This window comes from Herbidospora cretacea (assembly GCF_001570605.1).
GTDB lineage: Bacteria > Actinomycetota > Actinomycetes > Streptosporangiales > Streptosporangiaceae > Herbidospora > Herbidospora cretacea.
Genome location: NZ_BBXG01000006.1, coordinates 354,791 through 375,251, shown reverse-complemented (window position 1 = coordinate 375,251; position 20,461 = coordinate 354,791). Strand labels below are relative to the sequence as shown.

At 73.2% G+C, this 20,461-nt stretch carries 13 protein-coding genes and 1 pseudogene; 10 read left to right on the top strand and 4 right to left on the bottom strand.

The window, feature by feature from the left end; genetic code table 11:
* The 3 genes and pseudogenes from AW270_RS14470 to AW270_RS14460 all read right to left on the bottom strand — a co-directional run.
* Positions 1 to 368: pseudogene (locus AW270_RS14470) on the bottom strand (hypothetical protein); the annotation flags it as partial.
* Positions 369 to 411: 43 nt separating this feature from the next.
* On the bottom strand, positions 412 to 3,357 hold the full coding sequence (locus AW270_RS14465) for a bifunctional [glutamine synthetase] adenylyltransferase/[glutamine synthetase]-adenylyl-L-tyrosine phosphorylase (RefSeq protein WP_061294851.1): 2,946 nt from the start codon (positions 3,355 to 3,357) through the stop codon (positions 412 to 414).
* A gap of 184 nt (positions 3,358 to 3,541) precedes the next feature.
* Complete coding sequence (locus AW270_RS14460) at positions 3,542 to 4,237, bottom strand: type 1 glutamine amidotransferase (RefSeq protein WP_245674711.1); 696 nt, start codon at positions 4,235 to 4,237, stop codon at positions 3,542 to 3,544.
* Between the two features lie 239 nt (positions 4,238 to 4,476).
* Here AW270_RS14460 and AW270_RS14455 point away from each other — a divergent pair, with 239 nt between their 5' ends.
* The 7 genes from AW270_RS14455 (at position 4,477) to AW270_RS14425 (ending at position 14,845) form a co-directional block, all read left to right on the top strand.
* Positions 4,477 to 5,340, top strand: a complete 864-nt coding sequence (locus AW270_RS14455) for an alpha/beta hydrolase (RefSeq protein WP_061294810.1) — start codon at positions 4,477 to 4,479, stop codon at positions 5,338 to 5,340.
* A 92-nt stretch (positions 5,341 to 5,432) separates the two neighbouring features.
* Positions 5,433 to 5,906, top strand: a complete 474-nt coding sequence (locus tag AW270_RS14450; protein WP_061294809.1) for a nucleotide exchange factor GrpE — start codon at positions 5,433 to 5,435, stop codon at positions 5,904 to 5,906.
* The gene (locus AW270_RS14445; RefSeq protein WP_061294808.1) at positions 5,906 to 7,489 is read left to right on the top strand and encodes an Hsp70 family protein; all 1,584 of its coding nucleotides are present in this window, start codon (positions 5,906 to 5,908) and stop codon (positions 7,487 to 7,489) included. Before AW270_RS14450 ends, AW270_RS14445 begins: the two co-directional genes overlap by 1 nt.
* Positions 7,490 to 7,496: 7 nt before the next feature.
* On the top strand, positions 7,497 to 9,965 hold the full coding sequence (locus AW270_RS14440; RefSeq protein WP_061294807.1) for a hypothetical protein: 2,469 nt from the start codon (positions 7,497 to 7,499) through the stop codon (positions 9,963 to 9,965).
* The gene (locus tag AW270_RS14435; protein ID WP_061294806.1) at positions 9,962 to 11,056 is read left to right on the top strand and encodes a TRAFAC clade GTPase domain-containing protein; all 1,095 of its coding nucleotides are present in this window, start codon (positions 9,962 to 9,964) and stop codon (positions 11,054 to 11,056) included. Before AW270_RS14440 ends, AW270_RS14435 begins: the two co-directional genes overlap by 4 nt.
* Before the next feature lie 3 nt (positions 11,057 to 11,059).
* Positions 11,060 to 13,225, top strand: coding sequence for a GAP1-N2 domain-containing protein (locus AW270_RS14430; RefSeq protein ID WP_061294805.1), 2,166 nt, complete (start codon positions 11,060 to 11,062; stop codon positions 13,223 to 13,225).
* Positions 13,226 to 14,845 (top strand): TRAFAC clade GTPase domain-containing protein, encoded by a 1,620-nt coding sequence (locus AW270_RS14425; RefSeq protein WP_061294804.1) that lies wholly within the window; start codon positions 13,226 to 13,228, stop codon positions 14,843 to 14,845.
* A 438-nt stretch (positions 14,846 to 15,283) separates the two neighbouring features.
* Here the strand turns inward: AW270_RS14425 and glnA2 are convergent, their stop codons facing one another.
* Positions 15,284 to 16,645: a gamma-glutamylpolyamine synthetase GlnA2 gene (gene glnA2 / locus AW270_RS14420; RefSeq protein WP_061294803.1), complete on the bottom strand. Its 1,362-nt coding sequence runs from the start codon at positions 16,643 to 16,645 to the stop codon at positions 15,284 to 15,286.
* 142 nt (positions 16,646 to 16,787) lie between these two features.
* Here glnA2 and AW270_RS14415 point away from each other — a divergent pair, with 142 nt between their 5' ends.
* The 3 genes from AW270_RS14415 to AW270_RS14405 all read left to right on the top strand — a co-directional run bounded on the left by AW270_RS14415 (position 16,788) and on the right by AW270_RS14405 (position 20,419).
* Positions 16,788 to 17,693 carry a terpene synthase family protein gene (locus tag AW270_RS14415; protein WP_157521949.1) on the top strand — a complete coding sequence of 302 codons (906 nt, stop codon included), beginning with the start codon at positions 16,788 to 16,790 and terminating at the stop codon, positions 17,691 to 17,693.
* 43 nt (positions 17,694 to 17,736) lie between these two features.
* Positions 17,737 to 18,498: an expansin EXLX1 family cellulose-binding protein gene (locus AW270_RS14410; RefSeq protein ID WP_157521947.1), complete on the top strand. Its 762-nt coding sequence runs from the start codon at positions 17,737 to 17,739 to the stop codon at positions 18,496 to 18,498.
* Positions 18,499 to 18,565: 67 nt separating this feature from the next.
* Positions 18,566 to 20,419, top strand: a complete 1,854-nt coding sequence (locus AW270_RS14405) for a sensor histidine kinase (RefSeq protein ID WP_157521945.1) — start codon at positions 18,566 to 18,568, stop codon at positions 20,417 to 20,419.
* Positions 20,420 to 20,461 lie beyond the last annotated feature (42 nt).

Genomic DNA, 20,461 nt, shown 5'->3' with positions numbered 1-20,461 from the left:
GGGGTGGGGCTGAACTTCGGGCGGGGGTCCTTGCCGAAGGGGAGCTTGACGAAGACGCCGAGGACGGTCGCGGGGAGCCGCGAGCGGGTGGCGTTGCGCAGCGGCGGCAGCAGGTCGGCCAGGGCGCTGCGCAGGCGCCGGCCCAGCGCGGAGACGCCGCGCACCCGCCGGTCGAGCCAGCGCATGAGGGCGGAGACCCGGGTGATCTGCTCGCCACCGTCGAGGGTGTCGCGCAGGTAGGCCCAGAGGAACTTGCTCCGGATCCCCAATAATCGGACGATGCCCTCATTCAGCCCGCTGACCAGCAGGGACAGGAGCAGGAACGCCAGCACCAGCCCGATGGCCAGATCCACGTAGTACGAGACCATTGGACCGTGATACACCCCCGCCGAGACCTCCGCAACCGGGTGATCACCCTTCGTAGAAGACCCGCTCCACGACCGCGCGGGCCCGTCTCGTCGTGCGGCGGTAGTCGTCGATGAAGTCCTCCGAGCCGTCCGGCGGGTAGCCGAGGGCGCGGGAGACCAGCGCGCGTTCCCTGACCAGGCCCGGGATCGAGTCGGCCGAGCGGCCCTTCACGAGCATGATCGCGTCGCGGACCCGTGAGGCGAAGCGCCAGGCGTCGGCGAGGGTCTGCTCGTCCGCCGCGTCCAGCAGTCCCTCGCCGACCGCCGAACGCAGCGTGTCGAGGGTCCGGGTGGTCCGCAGGGCGGGGACCATCCCGGCGTGGCGCAGCTGGAGGAGCTGGGCCACCCACTCGACGTCGGACAGGCCGCCCCGGCCGAGCTTGGTGTGCAGGGTCGGGTCGGCGCCGCGCGGCAGCCGCTCGGCCTCCATCCGGGCCTTGAGCTTGCGGATCTGCAGCAGCGCGTCGGGGGCCAGGCCCTCCTCGCGGTAGCGCAGCGGGTCGATCAGCGCCGTGAACTCGGTGCCGAGGTCGAAGTCACCGGCGCAGAAGCGGGCCCGCAGCAGCGCCTGGGCCTCCCACGGGGACGACCAGCGCTCGTAGTAGGCCCGGTAGGAGGAGATCGTCCGCACCAGCGGGCCCTGCCTGCCCTCGGGGCGCAGGCCCGCGTCGACCGCGAGCGGGGGTTCGGGGGTCGGCAGCACCAGCAGCCGGCGCAGTTCCTCGGCCACCGCGTGGGCGGCGTCGGTGGCGTCCTTCTCCTCCGCGCCCGGGTTCGGGGCGTGCACGAACATGACGTCGGCGTCGCTGCTGTAGGAGCACTCGAAGCCGCCCAGCCGCCCCATCGCGATGACCGCGATCCGGGTCGGGAACTCGCCCCGCCGCTCCTCGGTCACCTTGTGGATGGCCGCGTTGAGCGCGCCCTCGATGGTGGCGTCGTTGAGCTCCGACAGCGCCTGCCCGACGCCCTCGATGTCGAGGTGTCCCGTCAGGTCGGCGCACGCCACCCGGAACAGCTCCCGCCGCCGCAGCGCCCGGACCGCCGCCACCGACGACTCGACGTCCTGCCCGTAGCGGGAGACGGCCGCGTTGGCCTCGGCGTGCAGCGCCTCGACCGGGCGGACGGCCAGGTCGGCGGCCGACCCCAGCATGCCCACCGCGTCGGGCGAGTGGAGCAGCAGCGTCGTGACGTAGCGGGAGGTGCCCAGGAGCTTGGCCAGCCGTTCGGCCACGGCCGTCTCGTCGCGGAGCAGCCGCAGGTACCAGGGCGTCGCGCCCAGCTTGTCGCTGATCTGGCGGAAGCCGAGCAGGCCCGCGTCGGGGTCGGGCGCGTCGGCGAACCAGCCGAGCATGACCGGCAGCAGGGTCCGCTGGATGGCCGCGCGCCGGGAGACGCCGCTGGTCAGGGCGCTGATGTGGCGCAGGGCCCCGGACGGGTCGGCGTACCCGAGAGCCTCCAGCCGGGCCTGGGCGGCCGAGGTGGACAGGCGCGTCTCCTCGGACGGCAGCCGCGCGGCGGCCTGGAGCAGCGGCCGGTAGAAGAGCTTCTCGTGCAGCCGCCGCACCTCCAGGGCGTGGCGCTTCCACGTGGTGGTGAACTCGCCGACCGGGTCGGTCACCATGCCGAGGCCGCGCCCGATCCGGCGCAGGTCGGCGCTGTCGGACGGCACCACGTGGGTCCGCCGCAGCCGGTGGAGCTGGAGCAGGTGCTCGACGTGGCGCAGGAACGAGTAGGCCTCGGCCAGCGCCTTGGCGTCGTCGCGCCCCACGTATCCGCCCCGCGACAGGGCGGCGAGGGCGGGCAGCGTGGCCCGGCGGCGCAGCATCGGGTCGGTCCGGCCGTGGACGAGTTGGAGCAGCTGCACCGCGAACTCGATGTCGCGCAGCCCGCCCGGCCCGAGCTTGATCTGCCGCTCGGCCTCCGACACCCGTACGTGAGCCTCGACCCGGCGCCGCATGGCCTGCACGTCCTCCACGAAGTTCTCGCGGGCGGCGGCCTCCCACACCATGTCGTTGACGAGCTCGACGTATCCCTCGCCGAGCTCCATGTCCCCGGCGACCGGGCGGGCCTTCAGCAGCGCCTGGAACTCCCAGGTCTTGGCCCACCGCCGGTAGTAGGCCAGGTGGCTGTCGAGGGTCCGGACCAGCGGCCCGAGCTTGCCCTCGGGGCGCAGCCCCGCGTCGACCTCCCACAGCGACCCTTCGGGCGTGCTGGTCGTGCACGCCCGCATCATCGCTTGGGCCAGCTTGGTGGCCGTCTTCAGGGCGAGCGCCTCGTCGACGCCCTCCTTGGGCTCGGCGACGAAGACGACGTCGACGTCGGAGATGTAGTTGAGCTCCCGGGCGCCGCACTTGCCCATGCCGATGACGGCCAGCCGCGCCTGGTCCCAGCCGGGCGTCTCGGCGCGGGCGATGGCGAGGGCGGCGTCGAGGGCGGCGGCGGCCAGGTCGGACAGCTCGGCGGCGATCTCGGCCAGGGTCAGCACGCCGGTCACGTCGAGGCCGGCCAGGTGGAGCAGGCGGCCCCGGTAGGCGACGCGCAGCGCGTCGAGGGCGTTCTCGCCGGTGGCGACGGGGTCGGCCGCCTCGGGGTCGGCGCCGACGGCGAACAGCAGGTCCTCGCGGTGGCTCGGCGGGTCTTCCGGCTCGGGGGCGGTGACGTGTTCGGGATGCCGGACCACGTGGTCGCCGAGAGCGGCGCTCAGGCCGAGCACCCGGAGCAGGCGGCGGCGCAGGCCGGGGTCGGCGCGCAGCGCGCCGAGCACGCTCGGGTCGTTGTCGACCAGCCGGCTCAGCGAGATGAGGGCCAGGTCGGGGTCGGCGGCGGAGACGAGATCGTCGAGCAGCTCGAAGTCGGCCACGGCCTCGGGACCGAGTGCGTCCAGCAGCCGTTCGGCCCTGGCGCCATCGGCGAATCCGAGGCGGGCCAGGCGCCCGGCGGTGGTCTGCATCCGGAACGCGGCGTTCACCGACCCTTCCTCCGCCTCGATGTCCGCGACGTCAATGCGCAATGGTCTTCCTTCTCCAGGAGGAATCCTCGCGACACGACCACCTGACCGCTACCCCGCGTTTCTCAGTTTCATGGCCATGTCGTCAACTTCCGCACACGGTAACCCCGTGGCTTGTGCGACGTCGTTAGTGGTTTCGGACCGTAATCGAACCACTACGCGCGTTTTCCGCGACGATGGCCCCGAATGCTTCCGCCAACGGCCTCCACGAGGCCACCAGACCAGCTTCGACGGCGCTGACCTGCTTGTTCAACTCTTCCGCGGGGTGTGTTGTCAGTTCCGTCGTCCATTGCTCGAAAATGGCCGGAGTGGCCTCCGGATGGAATTGCACCCCCCACGCGCGGCGCCCGATCCGGAACGCCTGGTGCGGATACTGCGTGCCGGTGGCGAGGAGGACCGCGCCGTCGGGAAGAACCGTCATGGCGTCCTGGTGGTATTGGATCGCCGGGGCGGGTCGGGTCAAATGGCCCAGCAGCGGATCGTCGTTCACCAGGGGCACGACCTCGCCCACTCCGACTTCGAGCCCGTTCACACCGCGGACGACTTCGCCGCCGCAGGCGAGCGTCATCAGCTGGGCGCCGAGGCAGATGCCGAGCGTCGGCACCTCCCGCTCGACCGCGGTGCGCAGCAGCGCCCGGGTCGCGGGCAGCCACGGGTAGTCGTCGTCCTGCCACGCCGACGCCGCGCCGCCGAGGACCAGCAGGCCGTCCCCGGGATCGTCCGGCACGGCCTCTCCCAGGTAGGGCCGGAAGACCACCACGTCGTCCAGCCACCCGCCGAAGAAGCCCAGCCCGGCCTCGGCCTCGTGCTCGACGACGGTCACTCGCGCACTCACCCCACGAGCATACAAAGCGAGTCGCGGACGGCCGGAGGCCGGCCGTGGCTCGCGTCCCGGAACCTGCCCGATCAGACACGAGTCGCGGACGGCCGGAGGCCGGCCGTGGCCCGCGTCCCGGAACCTGCCCGATCAGACACGAGTCACGGACGGCCGGAGGCCGGCCGTGGCCCGCGTCCCGGAACCTGCCCGATCAGACACGAGCCTCCGTGGGACAGGATGGCGGGATGTACGTAGAGAACGTCCCCGTGCCCGGCGGCGAGCTCCGCCTGGCCACGTTCGGCGCCGGGCCCCGCCTGATCATCGCCGTCCACGGCATCACCGCGTCGCTGATGGCCTGGGCGGCCGTCGGCGAGGCCCTCCCCGACGGCTGGCGGCTGGCCGCGATGGACCTGCGCGGCCGGGGCCACAGCCGCGACGTCCCCGGCCCCTTCGGTCTGCGAAGTCACGCCGACGACGTCGAGCGGGTCGCCCGCCATCTGGGCGCCGACGGCACGACCGTGCTGGCCGGTCACTCGATGGGCGCCTACGTGGCGGTGCTGCACTCCGTCCAGCGGACCTACGCGAAGACCGTCCTGGTCGACGGCGGGCTGCCGCTGCCGCTCCCGCCGGGCCGGGACGTGGACGAGACCCTGGAGGCGACTCTCGGCCCGGCCCTCACCCGCCTTAGCCAGATATTTCCCGATGAAGATTCTTATGTCGCCTTTTTTAAACAACACCCTGCCTTGCAGGACTGGTCCCCCGCCGTCGAGCGCTACGTCCGCTACGACGCCCTCCCCGTCGAGGGCGGGACCAGGTCCCGCGCGGTCGAGGGGGCGGTCCGCGAGGACGGCCGCTGGCTGCTGTCGGAGACGGCCGCGATCGGCGCCGCCCTGCACGCCGTCAGGCACCCGTTGTCCCTGATCAGGGCCCCGCGCGGGCTGCTGAACCAGGAGGTCGGCCTGCTCCCCGACGCGCTGACGGCGGCCTGGGCCGAGGACCTGCCGGGACTCCACGAGGAGGTCGTCCCCGACTGCAACCACTACACGATCGTGTTCGACCCGCGCTGTGTACGGGTTCTGGTCGAACACCTCACGGATATACGGCAATAGCCATATCTGTTGCGCGCAACAGGAAATTTCCTGAAACTGTGGACGGCGCCAGGCTTCTCCGGATCACTTGAACGGGATTCGACGGGATTCGCATGCTTCCTGAGCACGATCTGACCTCCGACCTCGCGAGCACACTGGCGCGACTCACGGAAGAGGTCGGCCGGGAGCACGAGCGCGCGGCCCACCGCGAGCAGATCATCGACCGGCTGCACGCCGAGAACCAGGAACTGCGCCACGGCCTGCTCCAGGAGGCCCTCACCCCGGTGCGCAACGGCCTCTACCGGCTCCACGACACGGTCACCCGCGAGGCGGCCCGGCTGGAGCCGGGCCATTCGCGCGCCCTGCTGGAGGCGATCGCCGAAGAGGTGGCCGAGGTGCTCGCCCGGACCGGCGCCGACCGGATCGAGGTGGTCCCCGGCGACGCCTACGACCCCGCCCTCCACCGGCCCGCGGGCACCGCCGAGGGCCCGCCCGGCACCGTCGTCGGCGTGGTCAGCGAAGGGTTCCGGTCGGGGGACCGCGTGCTCAGAAAAGCGGGGGTCGTCATAGGAAAAGAGGAGATCTGATGGCCGTGCACGGCATCGACCTGGGCACCACCTACTCCTGCATCGCGAGCGTCGACGAGGTGAGCAGGCCGACGGTCCACCGCAACGCCGAGGACGCCGACACCACCCCCTCGGTGGTGTTCTTCGAGACGCCGGAGAACGTCGTGGTCGGCCAGACCGCCAAGGACAGCGCGGTCCTCGAACCCGATCTGGTGGTCAGCCGGATCAAGCGCGACATGGGCCTCGACGTCACCCGGACCATGCACGGGCGGCCGTACACGCCGGAGGAGATCTCCGCCTTCGTGCTGCGGAAGCTGGCCGGCGACGCCGAGATGGCCACCGGCGGGCGCGTCGAGGACGTCGTGATCACCGTCCCGGCCTATTTCGGCGCGGCCGAGCGCGACGCGACCCGCAAGGCGGGCCAGATCGCCGGGCTCAACGTCATCGACATCATCTCCGAGCCGATCGCCGCCGCGATCACCTACGGCGTGCTCAACCCCGGCGAGGACTGCCGGATCCTCGTGTACGACCTGGGCGGCGGCACCTTCGACACCACGGTGATCACGCTCAGCCGGGGCGACATCGAGGTCGTCTGCACCGACGGCGACCACGAGCTCGGCGGCGCCGACTGGGACGACCGCCTGGTCGAACTGCTGGCCGAGCGGTTCCGGCTGGAGCACCCCGACGTGACCGACCCGCTCGACGACAAGCAGACCGAGCAGCAGTTACGCCGCGACGCCGAGGAGCTCAAGAAGTCGCTGACCTCGCGGACCAAGCACACCGTCCGGGTCATGCACGACGGCCGGGTCGCCAAGGCCGAGGTGTCGCGGGAGGACTTCGAGCGGCTCACCCGCGACCTGCTCGACCGCACGGTCGAGATCACCCGCCGGACCCTCCAGACCGCCCGCGCCAAGGGGGTCGAGTCGTTCGACCATCTCGTGCTGGTGGGCGGCTCGTCGAAGATGCCGGCCGTGGCCGAGACGCTGGCCAAGGAGCTCGGCGTGCAGCCCCGGTTGCAGGACCCCGACCTCGCGGTGGCCAAGGGCGCGGCCCTGTACGCCTTCGAGGAGACGTACCGGCGGCTCCTGGCGGGCGGAGCCCGCGAGCAGGCCGAGGAGATGGCCGCCCGCGCGGGCCTGAGCTCGGGCGAGCAGCAGCGCATCGCCGGGCGGACGATCAAGACGGTCGCCTCGCGGGCCTTCGGGATCAAGGCCGTCTCGGTCAACACCCGGCGCGAGTACGTCGCCCACCTGGTGCGGGCCAACGACCCGCTGCCCGCCGACGTGACCGAGGGGTTCGCGACGCTCGACGACTACCAGACCCGGGTGGCCATCGAGGTGATGGAGCAGGCGGGCGCGGAGGCGTCGGACGCGGTCGAGGACAACAACCGGATCGCCGAGGGCGACCTGGCGATCCCGCCGGGGAAACCGGCCGGGTTCCCGATCGAGGTGACCTTCACCCTCGACACCTCCGGGCTGCTCCACGTCACCGCGCGCGAGCACGAGACCGGTCAGGAGCTGAGCCTGAACGTGCAGATCGGCGGGATGACGGAGGAGGACGTCGCCGAGTCGCGCGCGAGCCTGTCGCACCTGACGGTCAGCTGATCCCGGGATGCCGTTCGACGAGGCCCGCTATGTGCGGGAGGTGCTCGACCCGGCGCGCGCGGCCGGGGCCCCTCCCGACGATCTCCTGGTCCGCTACGCCCTGGGCCGCGACCTGGCCGAGGTCGGGGAGACGGTCAGGGCGGTCCGGCAGTGCTGGCGGCGGCAGCGGAGCCAGCTCAAGTTCCGGCGGCTCGTCGACCGGCTCGAAGCCGACCACGCCCGGCTGGCCCCCCTCTTCGACGCGGCCGCCGGGGGCGACCCCGGGCCGTTGAGGAACGCGCTGGCGCAGGCCGGGGCGCGCGAACGGGAGCGTCTGGAGGAGGCCCGGCGGCGGCTCGACGACGCGGCGGGGCGGCTGCGGATGGTCACGCCCGACGTGGTGGCCGGGATCGCCCGCTCGACCGGGCTCGACCTCGCGCCGCTGGCCCGTGAGCTGGGGATCGCGGTCCAGGAGCCCGAGGCGCTGGCGTCGACGCCCCCTTACGCCGCCTACGACCGGCTGCGCGAGGCGCTGGAGACGCTGCGGGTGCGGCATCTGGCCGCTTTCGTCCTGGGACCCGAGGGGCCCTACCGGGTGCTGCGCGCGACCAGCCTGCCTCTTCAGGCGGTCGAGGCCGAGTGGCGGCGGAAGACGCGGGGGCCGTGGACGACGGCGGCCGACACGCTGCTGACCGCGCTGAAGTCCGATCCGGCCGCGCTGATCCGGTACGACATGGTGGCCCGGCTGCGCGAACGCGTCCGGGAGCACCCCTACGACGACACCCTCCTCCGCCATGCCGTCGACGACCTGGGGCTCGATCCCGCCGAGGCGCGGCGGCTGGTGTTCGCGGTCCGGCAGGAGACCGGGGTCGCGGGCGGGCCCGCCGCGCGGCTGCGGGAGCTGGCCGACGCCGGGGAGATCCACGCCGCCGCCGATCTGGCCGCCTCCCTGTCCGCCTCTCTGGAACTGGACGGTCCGGCGGCGGAGCTGGCCGCCGAGATCCGGGCCCGGCTGGCCACGGCCGAGGCGCTGCGGGAGCGGGCGCTGGCCGCCGAGGACCCCGACGAGGCGTGGCTGGCGCTGGCCGACGCCCTGCGGCGGGTGCCCGACCTGCCCGGTGCGGCGGAGTTGCAGCGGCGGCTGGTCCCGCTGCCCGCCGAGGACGTGAAGGCCACGCCCGACGGCGCTTCCGTGGTGGTCACGTGGCGGGCGTCGAGGTCGAAGGCGGGCGAGATCTCGTACGAGATCCTGAGAAACGGTTCTCCCCTCGACGGCGGCGAGCCGTTCCGCGTGACCGACGCCGAGCCGCCGATCGACGAGCCGGTCGTCTACGGCGTGGTGGCCCGCCGCGGCGTCGCCGCCGCCCGCGAGGTGGCCGCGCCGCCGGTGACGGTCCGCCCCGAGGTGACCGACGTGCGGGTCCGGGCGGGCGACGGCCTCGTCACCGGGAGCTGGACGCGCCCCGCCCACGCCGCCGGGGTGGTGGTGACCCGCGACGGGACCCCCATCGAGATCGACGGTCCCGGTTTCACCGACCGGGCGGTACGCAACGGCGTCGGCTACGTCTACCTGGTCAAAGCGGTCTATTCGGGTGGCGTGACGACCTCCGGGGTGCGCGCCCGCGCCACCCCCTGCTCCCGCCCCGCGCCGGTGGCCGAGTTCACCGTCGAACCCGCCCCCGACGGCCGGATCCTGCTGCGCTGCGCGCCTCCCCCCGCCGGTCACGTGGAGTTCCGGCTGCTGGAGTCGGCTCCCCCGTGGCCCTTCGGCACGACGGTCTCGGTGGCCGAGGCCCGCGCCACCGGCCGCGCCCTGGCGGTGCTGCCCGCGCCCGACGGTCACCTCGTCAAGGCGGCGTCGGGGGTGCTGCTGGCGCTGACCGTCGCGGGCGACCTGGCCACGATCGGCGGCACCCGCGAGCACGTCAACCTGACCCCGCCGAGGTCGCTGACCGTCGAACGCCTCGGGCGGGCCGTGCACGTCGGGCTCGACTGGCCGGTCGACGTGCCCGAGGTCGAGGTGGCCGTGAACGGCACGGCCCTGGTCGTCACCGCGGCCTCCTACCGGGCGCAGGGCGGGATCCGGGTCGAGGTGGCCGAGGACGAACCGGTCACGGTCGAGGTGGTGCCGACGGCCTTGGTGAACGGGGTCCGGCTGCGCGGGCCCGGCCTGTCGCGGTCGCTGGAGGCGGTGCCGCCGGTCCGCTACGACCTGTCCCGGAGCGGGCCGTTCTGGCGGCGGCGCCTGATCGTCGAGGTCTTCGCCGAACGGCCGGTCACGGTCGACCGGCTGGTCCTGGTGCTGCGGCCGGGCCGGGTGGAGCCGCTGTCGCCGGACCAGGGGACGGTGCTCGGCGAGTGGGCCGGGGTGGTGACGCCGGCCCGGTTCGAGGTGAAGGCGCCCCGGCAGGCCAAGCCGTACTGGCTCAAGTGCTTCGCCGGGGACGGCGTCGAGCTGATCGGGCCGCCGGTGCGGCGGCTCAAGGTGGGCACATGATCACCTGCCCCTACTGCTTCGCCCGGGTGGCCGAGGACCAGATCGCGTTCCGGTGCGCCGGGGGCTGCGAACCGGTGGCCGACGAGCCCCTCGGACGGCTGCGCGGCGGCACTCCCCCGTCGCTGCCGCCGGTCTTCCGGGTGCGGCGGCCGGGGCGGCGGGCCGACTGCCCCTCGTGCGGCCGGGACACCGGGCGGCGGGTCTGCCCCGAGTGCCACAGCGGGCTGGCCGCCGAATACTGCGCCAACCCCGGCCGGATCGTCGCCCTCGTGGGGGCGAAGGGGTCGGGCAAGAGCACGTACATCGCGGTGCTGCTGCACGAGCTGATGAACCGGGTCGGCGCCGAGCTCGACGCGTCGCTGGTGCCGTGCGACGACCGGACGATCGAGCGCTACCGCCGCGACTTCGCCCGCCCCCTCTACGGGGAGCGGCGGCTGCTGCGGGCGACCCAGTCGGCGGTCACCGACACCCTGCGCGACCCCCTCGTCTACCTGCTCAGCCGGACCGTGAAGGGCCGGCTGCGCAGCCGGAAGGCGGCGCTGACGCTGGTGCTGTTCGACACGGCGGGCGAGGACCTGCGCAGCCGCGAGGTGACCGAACGGCACCTGCGCTACCTGCGGGCCGCCGACGCGGTGGTGTTCCTGGTCGACCCCTCGTCCTTGCAGAAGCCGTCGGACGACCCCGACAGCGACCCGGTGAACGTGATCGCCCGGGTGACGGAGCTGCTGCGTACCGGAAAAGGGCTTCTGACGGTCCCCGTGGCGGTCGCGCTCAGCAAGATCGACGCGGAGCGGCGGGAGCCGGCCTCCGCGCTGCACCGGTCGCGGACCCCCTCGGGCGCCTTCGACCTCGACGACCACGAGGCGGTGCACGAGCAGGTCAGGGCGCTGCTGGAGAGCTGGCAGGCCGGCGGGCTCGACCGCTATCTGCGGCAGAACTACGCCGACTTCGCGTTCTTCGCGCTGTCGTCCCTGGGCGAGGCGCCGGGGGACGCGGAGGTCGGACCGGGCGGTATCCGCCCCTACCGGGTGGAGGATCCCCTGCTGTGGCTCCTCCACCGGTTCAAGATGCTCGACGGCGTGCGGAGGTAGGTCATGGCCTGGCAGCTCCAGTACACGTCGGCCGAATCGGGCCCCACCGGGCGGGCGGGGTTCCAGGTCACGGCCGAGACCCCCGGCCTGCCGCCGGTGCTGCGCGAGCGGAGCCTTCCCTTCCTGAGCTACCAGCCTCCCCCGGACGCCCCTTTCGACGACCCCGCCGCCCTGCCGGTCTCGCTGGCCTACGGGCGTGAGGTGCTGGCCCGGTGCGTCTACCTGGGCCGGGACTACTCGGGACGTGAGGGCAACTTCCTCGGCCACGCGGTGCTGCCGGGCGAGGGGGAGCTCGTCGGGCTGCGGCCGATCGAGTTCTGGGGCGCGCCGTGGTGGGCCGACCGGCCCTCCTCCGACGCGTCGCTGGGGAGCCTGGAGCTCGCCCCCGGGCCCTTCCTCGACCCCGAGGCCCTGGTGGCGTGGCTGGGCGGGCTGGGTCCCGACGCGTACGTGCGGCTCGGCGGGCTGCTGGAGTCGGTGCGGCTGTTCCTGGCCCGGGGGCACGGGCGGCTGGTGCTGGTCAGCGCCGACGTGGCGGAGATCGTGCGGTGGATCGCGGTGGTCTCGTTCTCGCTGCCGTGGGCGTCGGCGGTCCGGGTCTCCTTCGTCACCTACACCGGCGACCCGGCCTCGTCCGGGCAGGTCATCGCGGGAACCACCCCCGACGTGTGGATCCCCCCGGACATCGACGCGACCGTGGTCCGGCTGGAGGAGCCCCCGGCCCCGGTGCGGACCGGTCGGTTCGCCGGGACCGTGGCCGGGTTCTGGCGGCGGGGCGACCTCGACGGCCTCGACGCGCTCGGCGAACTGGGCGACGACCCCGAGACGGCGGCGGCGCTGCTCGCGCTCTGCCGGGGCGACGACACGGTCTCGCCCGAGGAGCAGAGCGCCGTCGCCCGGCTTGCCGAGGGCGGGCTGCCCGACTGGGCGTGGCGGCGGCTGGCGTCCCAGGCGGGGCTGCTCACCCATGACCTGGCGTCGGCGGTGGCCGTCCACGCCGTCGAGGGCGCGGCCCGGTGCGTGTCGCTCGCCCTGCGGGACCCCTCACTTCCTCTGCCGGTACGGCTCCCGCCCCCCGGCCACGCCTCCGCGCTCGGAGCGGAGGCGACCGCCGCGCTCCGGGCCGCCGTCACCCCCGCCCAGGTGGCCGGGGTCGCGCGGGTGGCCGACGCGTGCGACCTGCCGGTCGACGTGGCCGAGGTCGAGTCGGCGGCGGCGCGGGCCGTCCCCGGCAACCAGGAGGAGGCCGCGGCCGAACTGGCCCGGGTCCCGGCGGGCTGGCGGGAGGCCGTGATCACCGGGTACGTCGCCGGGCTGGAGGCGGCCCCCGGCGAGATCGGCGACACCCTCTGCGGCCTGCTCGCCGACCGGCGCCGCGACTGGCGCCGCGCCCCCCGGACGGGGGTGGCGGTGCTGCGCTGGCAGACCCTCCACGGCGGACGCGACCGGGTCGACGCGACGGTCGAGCTCATGGACCGCGCGTTCGAGGCCTTCCGCGAGGAGGCGCTCCCGTCGCTGTGGACCGCCCAGCCCACGCCGGGCGAGATCTCCCGGCTGGTCGACCTGCTCGGCCCGCGCATGGACGCCAGCCCCACGCTGGGCGAACTCCCCGGCCGCGCCTTCGTGAAGGCGGGCCTCACGGATGGGGCGGCCCTGGAGCTGGCCGAACGCGTCCGCGACGGCCTGCCCGGCTTCCCCGCCGACGACGCCGAGGCCACCCTGATCGCGGCCCGCCTCCCGTCGGCCCCGACCCCGGTGGAGGCCGCCACGGCGATCGACCGGCTGACCGACCTGACCCGCGAGGGCAACGCCGACCTGGCCGTCCTGACCCGCGCCGCCGCGGCCAAGGTCCTGGCCACCCGCGACCCCCGCTTCCGCTCGACCGTCGCGAGGTCGGTCACCGACGCGACGCGGCGCTGGCTCATCCCCGAGTGGCTCAAGCCCCGCCGGACCCGCGACCAGCGGATGGCGCTGCTGGAGATCGCCATCAGGATGCGCGCCGCCGGGGTGGTCGAACCCCGCCTGGACGCCTGGGCCCGCTCCGAGGTCAACAACTGGGGCCCGTTCAGCTCGGTCGAGGCCCGCTTCAAGCAGGACGCGGAACTGGCCGCCGGTCTGAAGGAGCTGGCCGGGCAGCGCCGACGGCTGTTCGGGCGCGGAGAGCGGTAGATGGGATGGCTCGTCCTCGCCGGGTTCTGGCTCGCGGCCATGTGGGCGCTGTTCTTCTTCGTCTTCCCCGTGGTGTTCGCGGCGACGGTCGCGGCGGCGGTCCTCGGGGCGTTGCTGGCCTATTTCGTGACGGCGGGGACGGTGCTCCTGCCGGACCGAGGGGTGCGGGCGCCCCCCGAAGGGGCTGAACCCGCCTACCGGCACTACCTGGTCTCGCAGGTCTGGCGCGACTGGTGGGCGGTGCTCGACGGCTCGGTCCCGATGATCGACGAGCGGGTCCGCAAGCTCCTGAGATTCCTGAACAAGCTGCTCCTGAAGGACCAGCGGCGCATCGTGCTCTTCCCGGTGTGGCTGGCCGTGGTGGCCGGTCTGGTCGTGGCGCTGCTGCCCCTGGCCGCGGTGGCCGTCCTGGTCACCGCCGCCTACCTGGTGACGGTGGTGACCGGGCTGCTGGCCTGGCTGGCGTGCGTCGGCGTCCTGCGCGGCGCCGAGCAGTCGGTGATGCTGCTGCGGCGGATCCTCCAGGCCTGCCCCTATCCCGGCTGCTACGCGCGGATCGACCGACCCGTCTACGCGTGCCCGACATGCCAGGCGGAGCACCGCGCCCTGCGCCCCGACCGCAACGGCGCGTTCCGGCACGTCTGCCGCTGCGGCGCGCGCCTGCCCACCACGATCCTGCTGGGCCGCCACCACCTGCGGGCGCTGTGCCCCCGCTGCGGCCGGACCCTGCCCGGGAAGATCGGCAAGGTGCGGGTGGAGCCGGTCCCGCTGGTCGGCGGCCCCGACGCGGGAAAGACCACGTTCCTGGCCGTGGCCGTCGACGCGCTGCGGGAGAGCGCCGGGGCGCGGTTCGTCGACCAGGGCGACGAGCAGACCTTCCGCCGCCTGCGCCACCAGCTGGCCGCCGGAACGATGACCAAGACCGGGCCGCAGCTGCCGAAGGCGGTCATGCTCGACGTGTCGGCCCGGATCCTGTACCTGTTCGACCCCTCCGGGGAGCACTACACGGGGGCCAGCCAGGTCGAGGCGATGGGCTACCTGGCCCACGGCGAGGCGATGGTCCTGCTGATCGACCCGTTCGCGCTGCCGGCCGTCCAGGACAGCCTGATCCCGGCCGACCGGGAGCTCCTGGCGGCGGGGGGCGTGGTCCCCTCGCGCGAGGACCCGGCGGACACGGTGCACCGGGTCCGCAACGAGCTCTCCACCCGCCCGGACGGGGGACTCCAGCGGCGGATCGCGGTGGTGGTGACCAAGGGCGACCTCCTCGGCCGGACGACCACCGGGCAGGGCGCCGACGACGACCCCCGGACGTGGCTGACGGCGATGGGGATGGGGAACCTGGTGCGGGACCTGGCCAACCGGGGGTCGGAGGTCCGCTACGCGACGTCGGGGCTGCCGCCCAGGCCGGGGGAGATCGCGGGCTTGCTGACGTGGCTGACTGGCCTGAACGGCGAGAGCCGGGCCGACCGGCCGGCCGAGGAACCCTGGCGTCCCCGGTCCCGTCCCGAGGGCCGCCCCCCACTGAGTTACACGGTGGTCCGTCGGTTGCTGTTCGCAGCCAGCGCCCTGCTGAGCGCAGGAGCGGTGACCGCGTTGATCCTCTGGTACGTCCAGTCCTGATCTGCGCCGGGATCAGTCCCTCTTGATCGCCGCGACCACCGCCATCACGATCACGACGATGATCACCGGTACACCTATCACCGCGAGCCCGATCGCGAGCCCCACCATTGCGCCCACTGCTGTCCCCTTCGTTCGATTACTTCGCAATGGTAAATACGAGTACATGATCCTTGAATAGTCAGCTAAAGTCCGAACACTGAAGTAAGTTACATGTAGCTGTTTGGAGCGATGCAGAAGCCAGCATCGGGCGAGCTGTCCGCGCTCACGCACAGCCCCCTGAAGCTTTAGTCAACTAAAGTCCGCCGCAGTGGAACCCTCACAGGCGACCTGTACGGCGGCACAGTCTCAGGGAGCGATCGCCGGGAACGCTGCCCGGCGGGGCCGGCGCATGAAAAACCCCCGGCGGGCGTGATCCTGCCCTGCCGGGGGTCGTAAGTCCTACAGGACCGGCAGGTACCGTCCCAGCTCGAACTCGGTCACCTGGCGCCGGTACTCGCGCCACTCCGACCGCTTGTTGCGCAGGAAGTAGTCGAACACGTGCTCCCCCAGCGTCTCCGCCGCGAGTTCGCTGTGCTCCATCGCCGTGATCGCCTCGTCGAGCGACTGCGGCAGCGGGTGGATTCCCAGTGCCCGCCGCTCGCCCGACGTCAGCGCCCACACGTCGTCCTCGGCTCCGGCCGGGATGTCGTAGCCCTCTTCGATCCCCTTCAGCCCCGCCGCCAGGATCATCGCGTACGCCAGGTAGGGGTTGCAGGCCGAGTCGAGTGAGCGGAACTCGATGCGGGTCGAGCCACCCTTGTGGGGCTTGTACATCGGCACCCGGACCAGCGCCGACCGGTTGTTGTGGCCCCAGCAGATGTACGAGGGAGCCTCGCCGCCCGCCCCGGCGATGGCCTCGGTGTCGCCCCAGAGGCGCTTGTAAGAGTTCACCCACTGGTTACACACCGCGGTGATCTCGGCGGCGTGCTTGAGGAGGCCGCCGATGAACGACCGGCCCACCTTGGAGAGCTGGTAGTCCGACCCGGGCTCGTAGAAGGCGTTGCGGTCGCCCTCGAACAGGGACATGTGGGTGTGCATGCCCGACCCGGGGTACTCGGTGAACGGCTTGGGCATGAAGGAGGCCCAGACGCCCTGCTCCAGCGCCACCTCCTTCATCACGAGCCGGAAGGTCATGATGTTGTCGGCGGTCGACAGGGCGTCGGCGTAGCGGAGGTCTATCTCCTGCTGGCCGGGGGCGCCCTCGTGGTGGCTGAACTCCACCGAGATCCCCATCGCCTCCAGCATCATGATCGCGTTGCGGCGGAAGTCGTGGCCGGCGCTGTGGGGGGTGTGGTCGAAGTAGCCGCCGTCGTCGATCGGCTCGGGCCGGACGCCGCGCTCGGGGCGGTCGCGGAGGAGGAAGAACTCGACCTCGGGGTGGGTGTAGAAGGTGAACCCCATGTCGGCGGCGCGCGCCAGGGTCCGCTTCAGGACCCAGCGGGGGTCGGCGTGGGACGGGGAGCCGTCGGGCATGAGGATGTCGCAGAACATCCTGGCCGCGCCGGGGGTCTCGCTGCGCCACGGCAGGATCTGGAAGGTCGACGGGTCGGGCTTGGCGAGCATGTCCGACTCGTACACGCGGGAGAAGCCCTCGATGGCGGAGCCGTCGAAGCCGATTCCCTCGGCGAAGGCGCCCTCCAGTTCGGCCGGCGCGATGGCCACGGACTTGAGGAAGCCGAGGACGTCGGTGAACCAGAGCCGGATGAACCGGATGTCGCGCTCTTCGAGCGTGCGGAGAACGAATTCCTGCTGGCGGTCCAAGGCGACTACCTCACGAAAGTTCCAGGTCTGGACACCTACCAGTGTGCCCCTTGTGTGTTTCACATACGTTACGCACCTGCCGTGAGGACTCCCCGTCGCGCCTGCGGGACAGCCGGTGAATGCTCACCTAGCGTGTCATCACATGACCCCTGAGCTGCGCATACCTTCGGCTGCCGCCGTTCTGGCCCCGCTCGTCTACTGTCTGCCGCCGACCGTGGGAGAACCGGTCGTGTGCGACACCCGGGCGCTGGGGGCCTGGGCGGGGCTGTACGGCCTCTCGATCGCCGCCCGCCCCGAGCGCCTGGCCGCGCGGGTGCTGCCGGGGAACGAGCTGCTCGCCCGGTGGGTCACCTGGCAGCTCGCCTACGACGACTGGTGCGACGAGGGCAGCGGCAGCCGGGACACCACCGTGCTCGATCTGATGCAGGGCCGCCTGCGGGAGGCCGCCCACGCCGGTCACCGGACCGAGGAGCCGCTGGTGGCGGCGTTCGCCGACCTGTGGCGGGTGACCGCGCCCGACATGTCGCCCGCCTGGGAGCAGCGGTTCACGCAGCGGATCGAGGCGCAGGCGCAGGCGTGCCGGATGCAGGCGGTGAACCGGTCGATCGGGCGGGTCCCCTCGGCCGGGGAGTACCCGGCGCTGCGGCGGGACGTCTTCGCGGGCGCCGGCGCGGAGATCATCGAGGGGTGCCTGCGGATCGAGGTGCCCGGACGGCTGCACGCCACGCCGCCGTGGCGGACCCTCCTCGACGCCGTGGTCGACGTGACGGCCTGGTGCAACGACGTGGCCTCGCTCGGCAAGGAGCGCGGCGACCCGCACAACTACGTGCGGGTGGCGGTGTCGCGGATCGGGGTGCCCGCCCCGGCCGAGTGGGTGGCCGACCGGATCGTGGAGCGGGCCGAGGACCTGACCGACGCGGCCAAGGCGCTGCCGGAGTCGTACGCGGAGCTCGGGGTCCCCGACGACGTCGAGAAGGTGGCCGCGGCCCTGTTCGGGGTGCCGAGGGCCTACCTCGAATGGCTGCTGGAGTCCCCGCGCTACCAGTGAAGATCTACGTAACGTAATCACCGCGTGTCTCTATGTATCCGGCATGAGACACGCGAGGCGCCGCAGGCGCCGCGGAGTGGTGTGGGCCGTCGCGGCGCTCGTCGCGGCGGCGGTCCTCGTCCAGCTGACCGGTCCGGTCTGCGCCTCGCCGGAGAGGCGGGGGCGGGCCTACTTCTACGAGGCGAAGGCGCCGGGCAACTGCTCGCTGCCCGGCCACCCCATGCTGTTCGCCTCGGTGTCGACGCCGGAGTACGACGGGTCGGCCGCCTGCGGCGGCTATCTCGACGTGACCGGGCCGGCCGGGACTGTGCGGGTGCTGGTCGTCGACCGCTGCCCGGCCTGCGGCCCGGGTGACCTCGACCTGTCGGCGGAGGCGTTCGTCAGCATCGCCGACCGGGACGACGGCAGCGCGGCGATCACCTACCGGCGGGTCCGCGACCCGGAGCCGGGGCGGCGGCTGGCCTTCCGCGTCAAACCGGGCTCGACCGCCCACTGGAGCGCGGTGCAGGTGCTCGACCACGGCAACCGGCTGGCGCGGGTGCGGATCAAGAACGGCGTCCACTGGCGGGATCTGCGCCGGGGGGCCGACAACTACTGGGTGTTCCCGCCGGAGCCGGGCCCGGGGCCGTACACGATCAGGGTCTCGGACGTCTACGGCGGCCAGGCCACCGTCACCGGGATCCGGCTGCGGCCCGGCGCGACCCAGCGGTCGGGGGAGCGCCTCTACGGCGTGGTCCCCCCGGTGGTCCGGACCATCACCACCCCTTCTGACAGACCGTCACCCGAATCGCCGGATATCTGTTGAACTTTCCCTCACCGGGCCCCGTCTCAGAGAGCCAGAAGGACTCGGACGACTCGTAAGGCGGACCCTGATGACCGGCGCTTCTCCCGAGGCGGAGACCCGGCCGCGATGGATGCGGGTGCCCGACCGGGCGGCGCGGGTGCTGGCGGCGGGCATCGCGGGCGCGGCGGTCGTGCTGGTCGTCGCCGACCTCGTGATCGGCGCCCCGCTGCCGTTCACGCCGGAGGACGTGATGGGGCTGGCGTTCCCGGTGTTCGGGGCGCTGCTGGTGCAGCGGCGGCCGAAGCTGGTGATCGGGTGGCTGCTGGCGCTGGGCGGGCTGGGCGCGGCGGCCAGCGTCGCCGCCGCCGACCTGGCGGCGCTGCTGGTCCGGGAGGGCGGCCATCCGCTGGCGGCGCCGCTCGACGTGTTCTCCCACGGCGTCTGGAACCTGACGACCTACGCCCTGGGCGTGCTGCTGCCGATGCTCTATCCGACCGGGGCGCTGCTGTCGCGGGCGTGGTGCTGGCCGGGCGGGTTCGCGGCGGCGGTGCTGGCCGCCGAATGGCTCGCCGCGATCGCCGGGCCGGGGCCGTCGTGGGCCGGGCGAACCCTCCAGGGGCTCGTCACGCTGTCGCTGGTGATCGCGTTCTCGTCGCTGGTGCTGCGGTTCCGGCGGGCCGGGGAGGACGAGCGGCGGCAGGTCCTCTGGCCGCTGCTGGCCATCTCCTGCCTGGTCGTGCCGTGGATCATCGGCAGCTCGGTGTGGTGGGTCACCACCATCACGATCCCGCTGATCCCGGCGGCGATCACGCTCGCGGTGCTGCGCTACCGGCTGTTCGGCATCGACACCCTGATCACCCGGGCGCTGGTGGGCGCCGGGATGGTGACCGTGGTGGCGTCGGTGTACGTGCTGGCAGGGACGGCCTCCAGCCTGTTCCTGGCCGAGGTCGACCGCTATTTCGGACTGGTCGCGGCCCTCGGGGCGGGGGTGTTCTTCCACCCGATGAGGCGGGCCCTCCACCGGCTGGCCGACCGGGCCCTCTACGGCACCCGCGGCGACCCGGTCACCCTCGCCGACGACCTGCGCGGACGGCTCCAGCAGGCCGATCCCGTCCACGGCCTGCTGGCCACCCTGGAGACGATCAAGGAGGGCCTGGCGGTGACCGGCACCGCGCTCGACCTCGACGGCACCCGCACCTCGTGGGGCGAGCTGCCCGTGGTGGCCCGCCGGGTCGAGCTGGTCTGGCACGGCGAGCCGGTCGGCACCCTGCTGATCGGCCCGCCGGGGCCCCGCCGCTTCCCGGCCGCCCACGACGAGCGGGTGATCGCGGTCCTGACCCCGTACATCGCCGACGCCGCCCACACGATGCGGCTGACCACGGCGCTGCGGCGGTCGCGGGAGCGCATCCTGACCGCCCGCGAGGAGGAGCGCCGCCGCCTGCGCCGCGACCTGCACGACGGGCTCGGCCAGACCCTGTCGGCGATGGCGATGCGCATCTCGATGGCCCGGACCCAGCTCAGGGGCAGCCCCGAGATCGCCGACACCCTGCTGGCCGACCTGCGCGGCGGCATGGACGCCGTCTCCGGCGACATCCGCGAACTCGTCCACGGCCTGCGCCCGCCCGCCCTCGACGACCTCGGCCTGGCCGGCGCGATCAGGCAGCTCGGCCCCATCGACCTCGTCGTCGAGGGCGACCTGACCGGCCTGCCCGCCGCCGTCGAGGTGGCCGCCTACCGCATCGCCCAGGACGCCCTCCGCCACACCGCCGCGACGGCGATCACCGTCAGCCGGGGCGCCGACCTGGTCGTGGAGATCCGCGCCGGCGGCCGCCCGGAGGCGGGCCTGTCGTCGATGCGGGAGCGGGCCGCCGAACTCGGCGGCGGCTGCGAGATCGGCACCTCGGGTGAGGGCACCACGATCACCGCCAGAATCCCACTGTAAGAGCCCTTCTTCCGTTACGGCTCCGCCTGCCCCGGCGCCGCC

Excerpts from the sequence above, each read along its gene's own strand:
- AW270_RS14465 (WP_061294851.1), bottom strand. The coding sequence starts at position 3,357 with ATGCAGACCACCGCCGGGCGCCTGGCCCGCCTCGGATTCGCCGATGGC.
- AW270_RS14455 (WP_061294810.1), top strand. The coding sequence starts at position 4,477 with ATGTACGTAGAGAACGTCCCCGTGCCCGGCGGCGAGCTCCGCCTGGCC.
- AW270_RS14450 (WP_061294809.1), top strand. The coding sequence starts at position 5,433 with ATGCTTCCTGAGCACGATCTGACCTCCGACCTCGCGAGCACACTGGCG.
- AW270_RS14445 (WP_061294808.1), top strand. The coding sequence starts at position 5,906 with ATGGCCGTGCACGGCATCGACCTGGGCACCACCTACTCCTGCATCGCG.
- AW270_RS14440 (WP_061294807.1), top strand. The coding sequence starts at position 7,497 with ATGCCGTTCGACGAGGCCCGCTATGTGCGGGAGGTGCTCGACCCGGCG.
- AW270_RS14435 (WP_061294806.1), top strand. The coding sequence starts at position 9,962 with ATGATCACCTGCCCCTACTGCTTCGCCCGGGTGGCCGAGGACCAGATC.
- AW270_RS14430 (WP_061294805.1), top strand. The coding sequence starts at position 11,060 with ATGGCCTGGCAGCTCCAGTACACGTCGGCCGAATCGGGCCCCACCGGG.
- AW270_RS14425 (WP_061294804.1), top strand. The coding sequence starts at position 13,226 with ATGGGATGGCTCGTCCTCGCCGGGTTCTGGCTCGCGGCCATGTGGGCG.
- AW270_RS14415 (WP_157521949.1), top strand. The coding sequence starts at position 16,788 with ATGACCCCTGAGCTGCGCATACCTTCGGCTGCCGCCGTTCTGGCCCCG.
- AW270_RS14410 (WP_157521947.1), top strand. The coding sequence starts at position 17,737 with ATGAGACACGCGAGGCGCCGCAGGCGCCGCGGAGTGGTGTGGGCCGTC.
- AW270_RS14405 (WP_157521945.1), top strand. The coding sequence starts at position 18,566 with ATGACCGGCGCTTCTCCCGAGGCGGAGACCCGGCCGCGATGGATGCGG.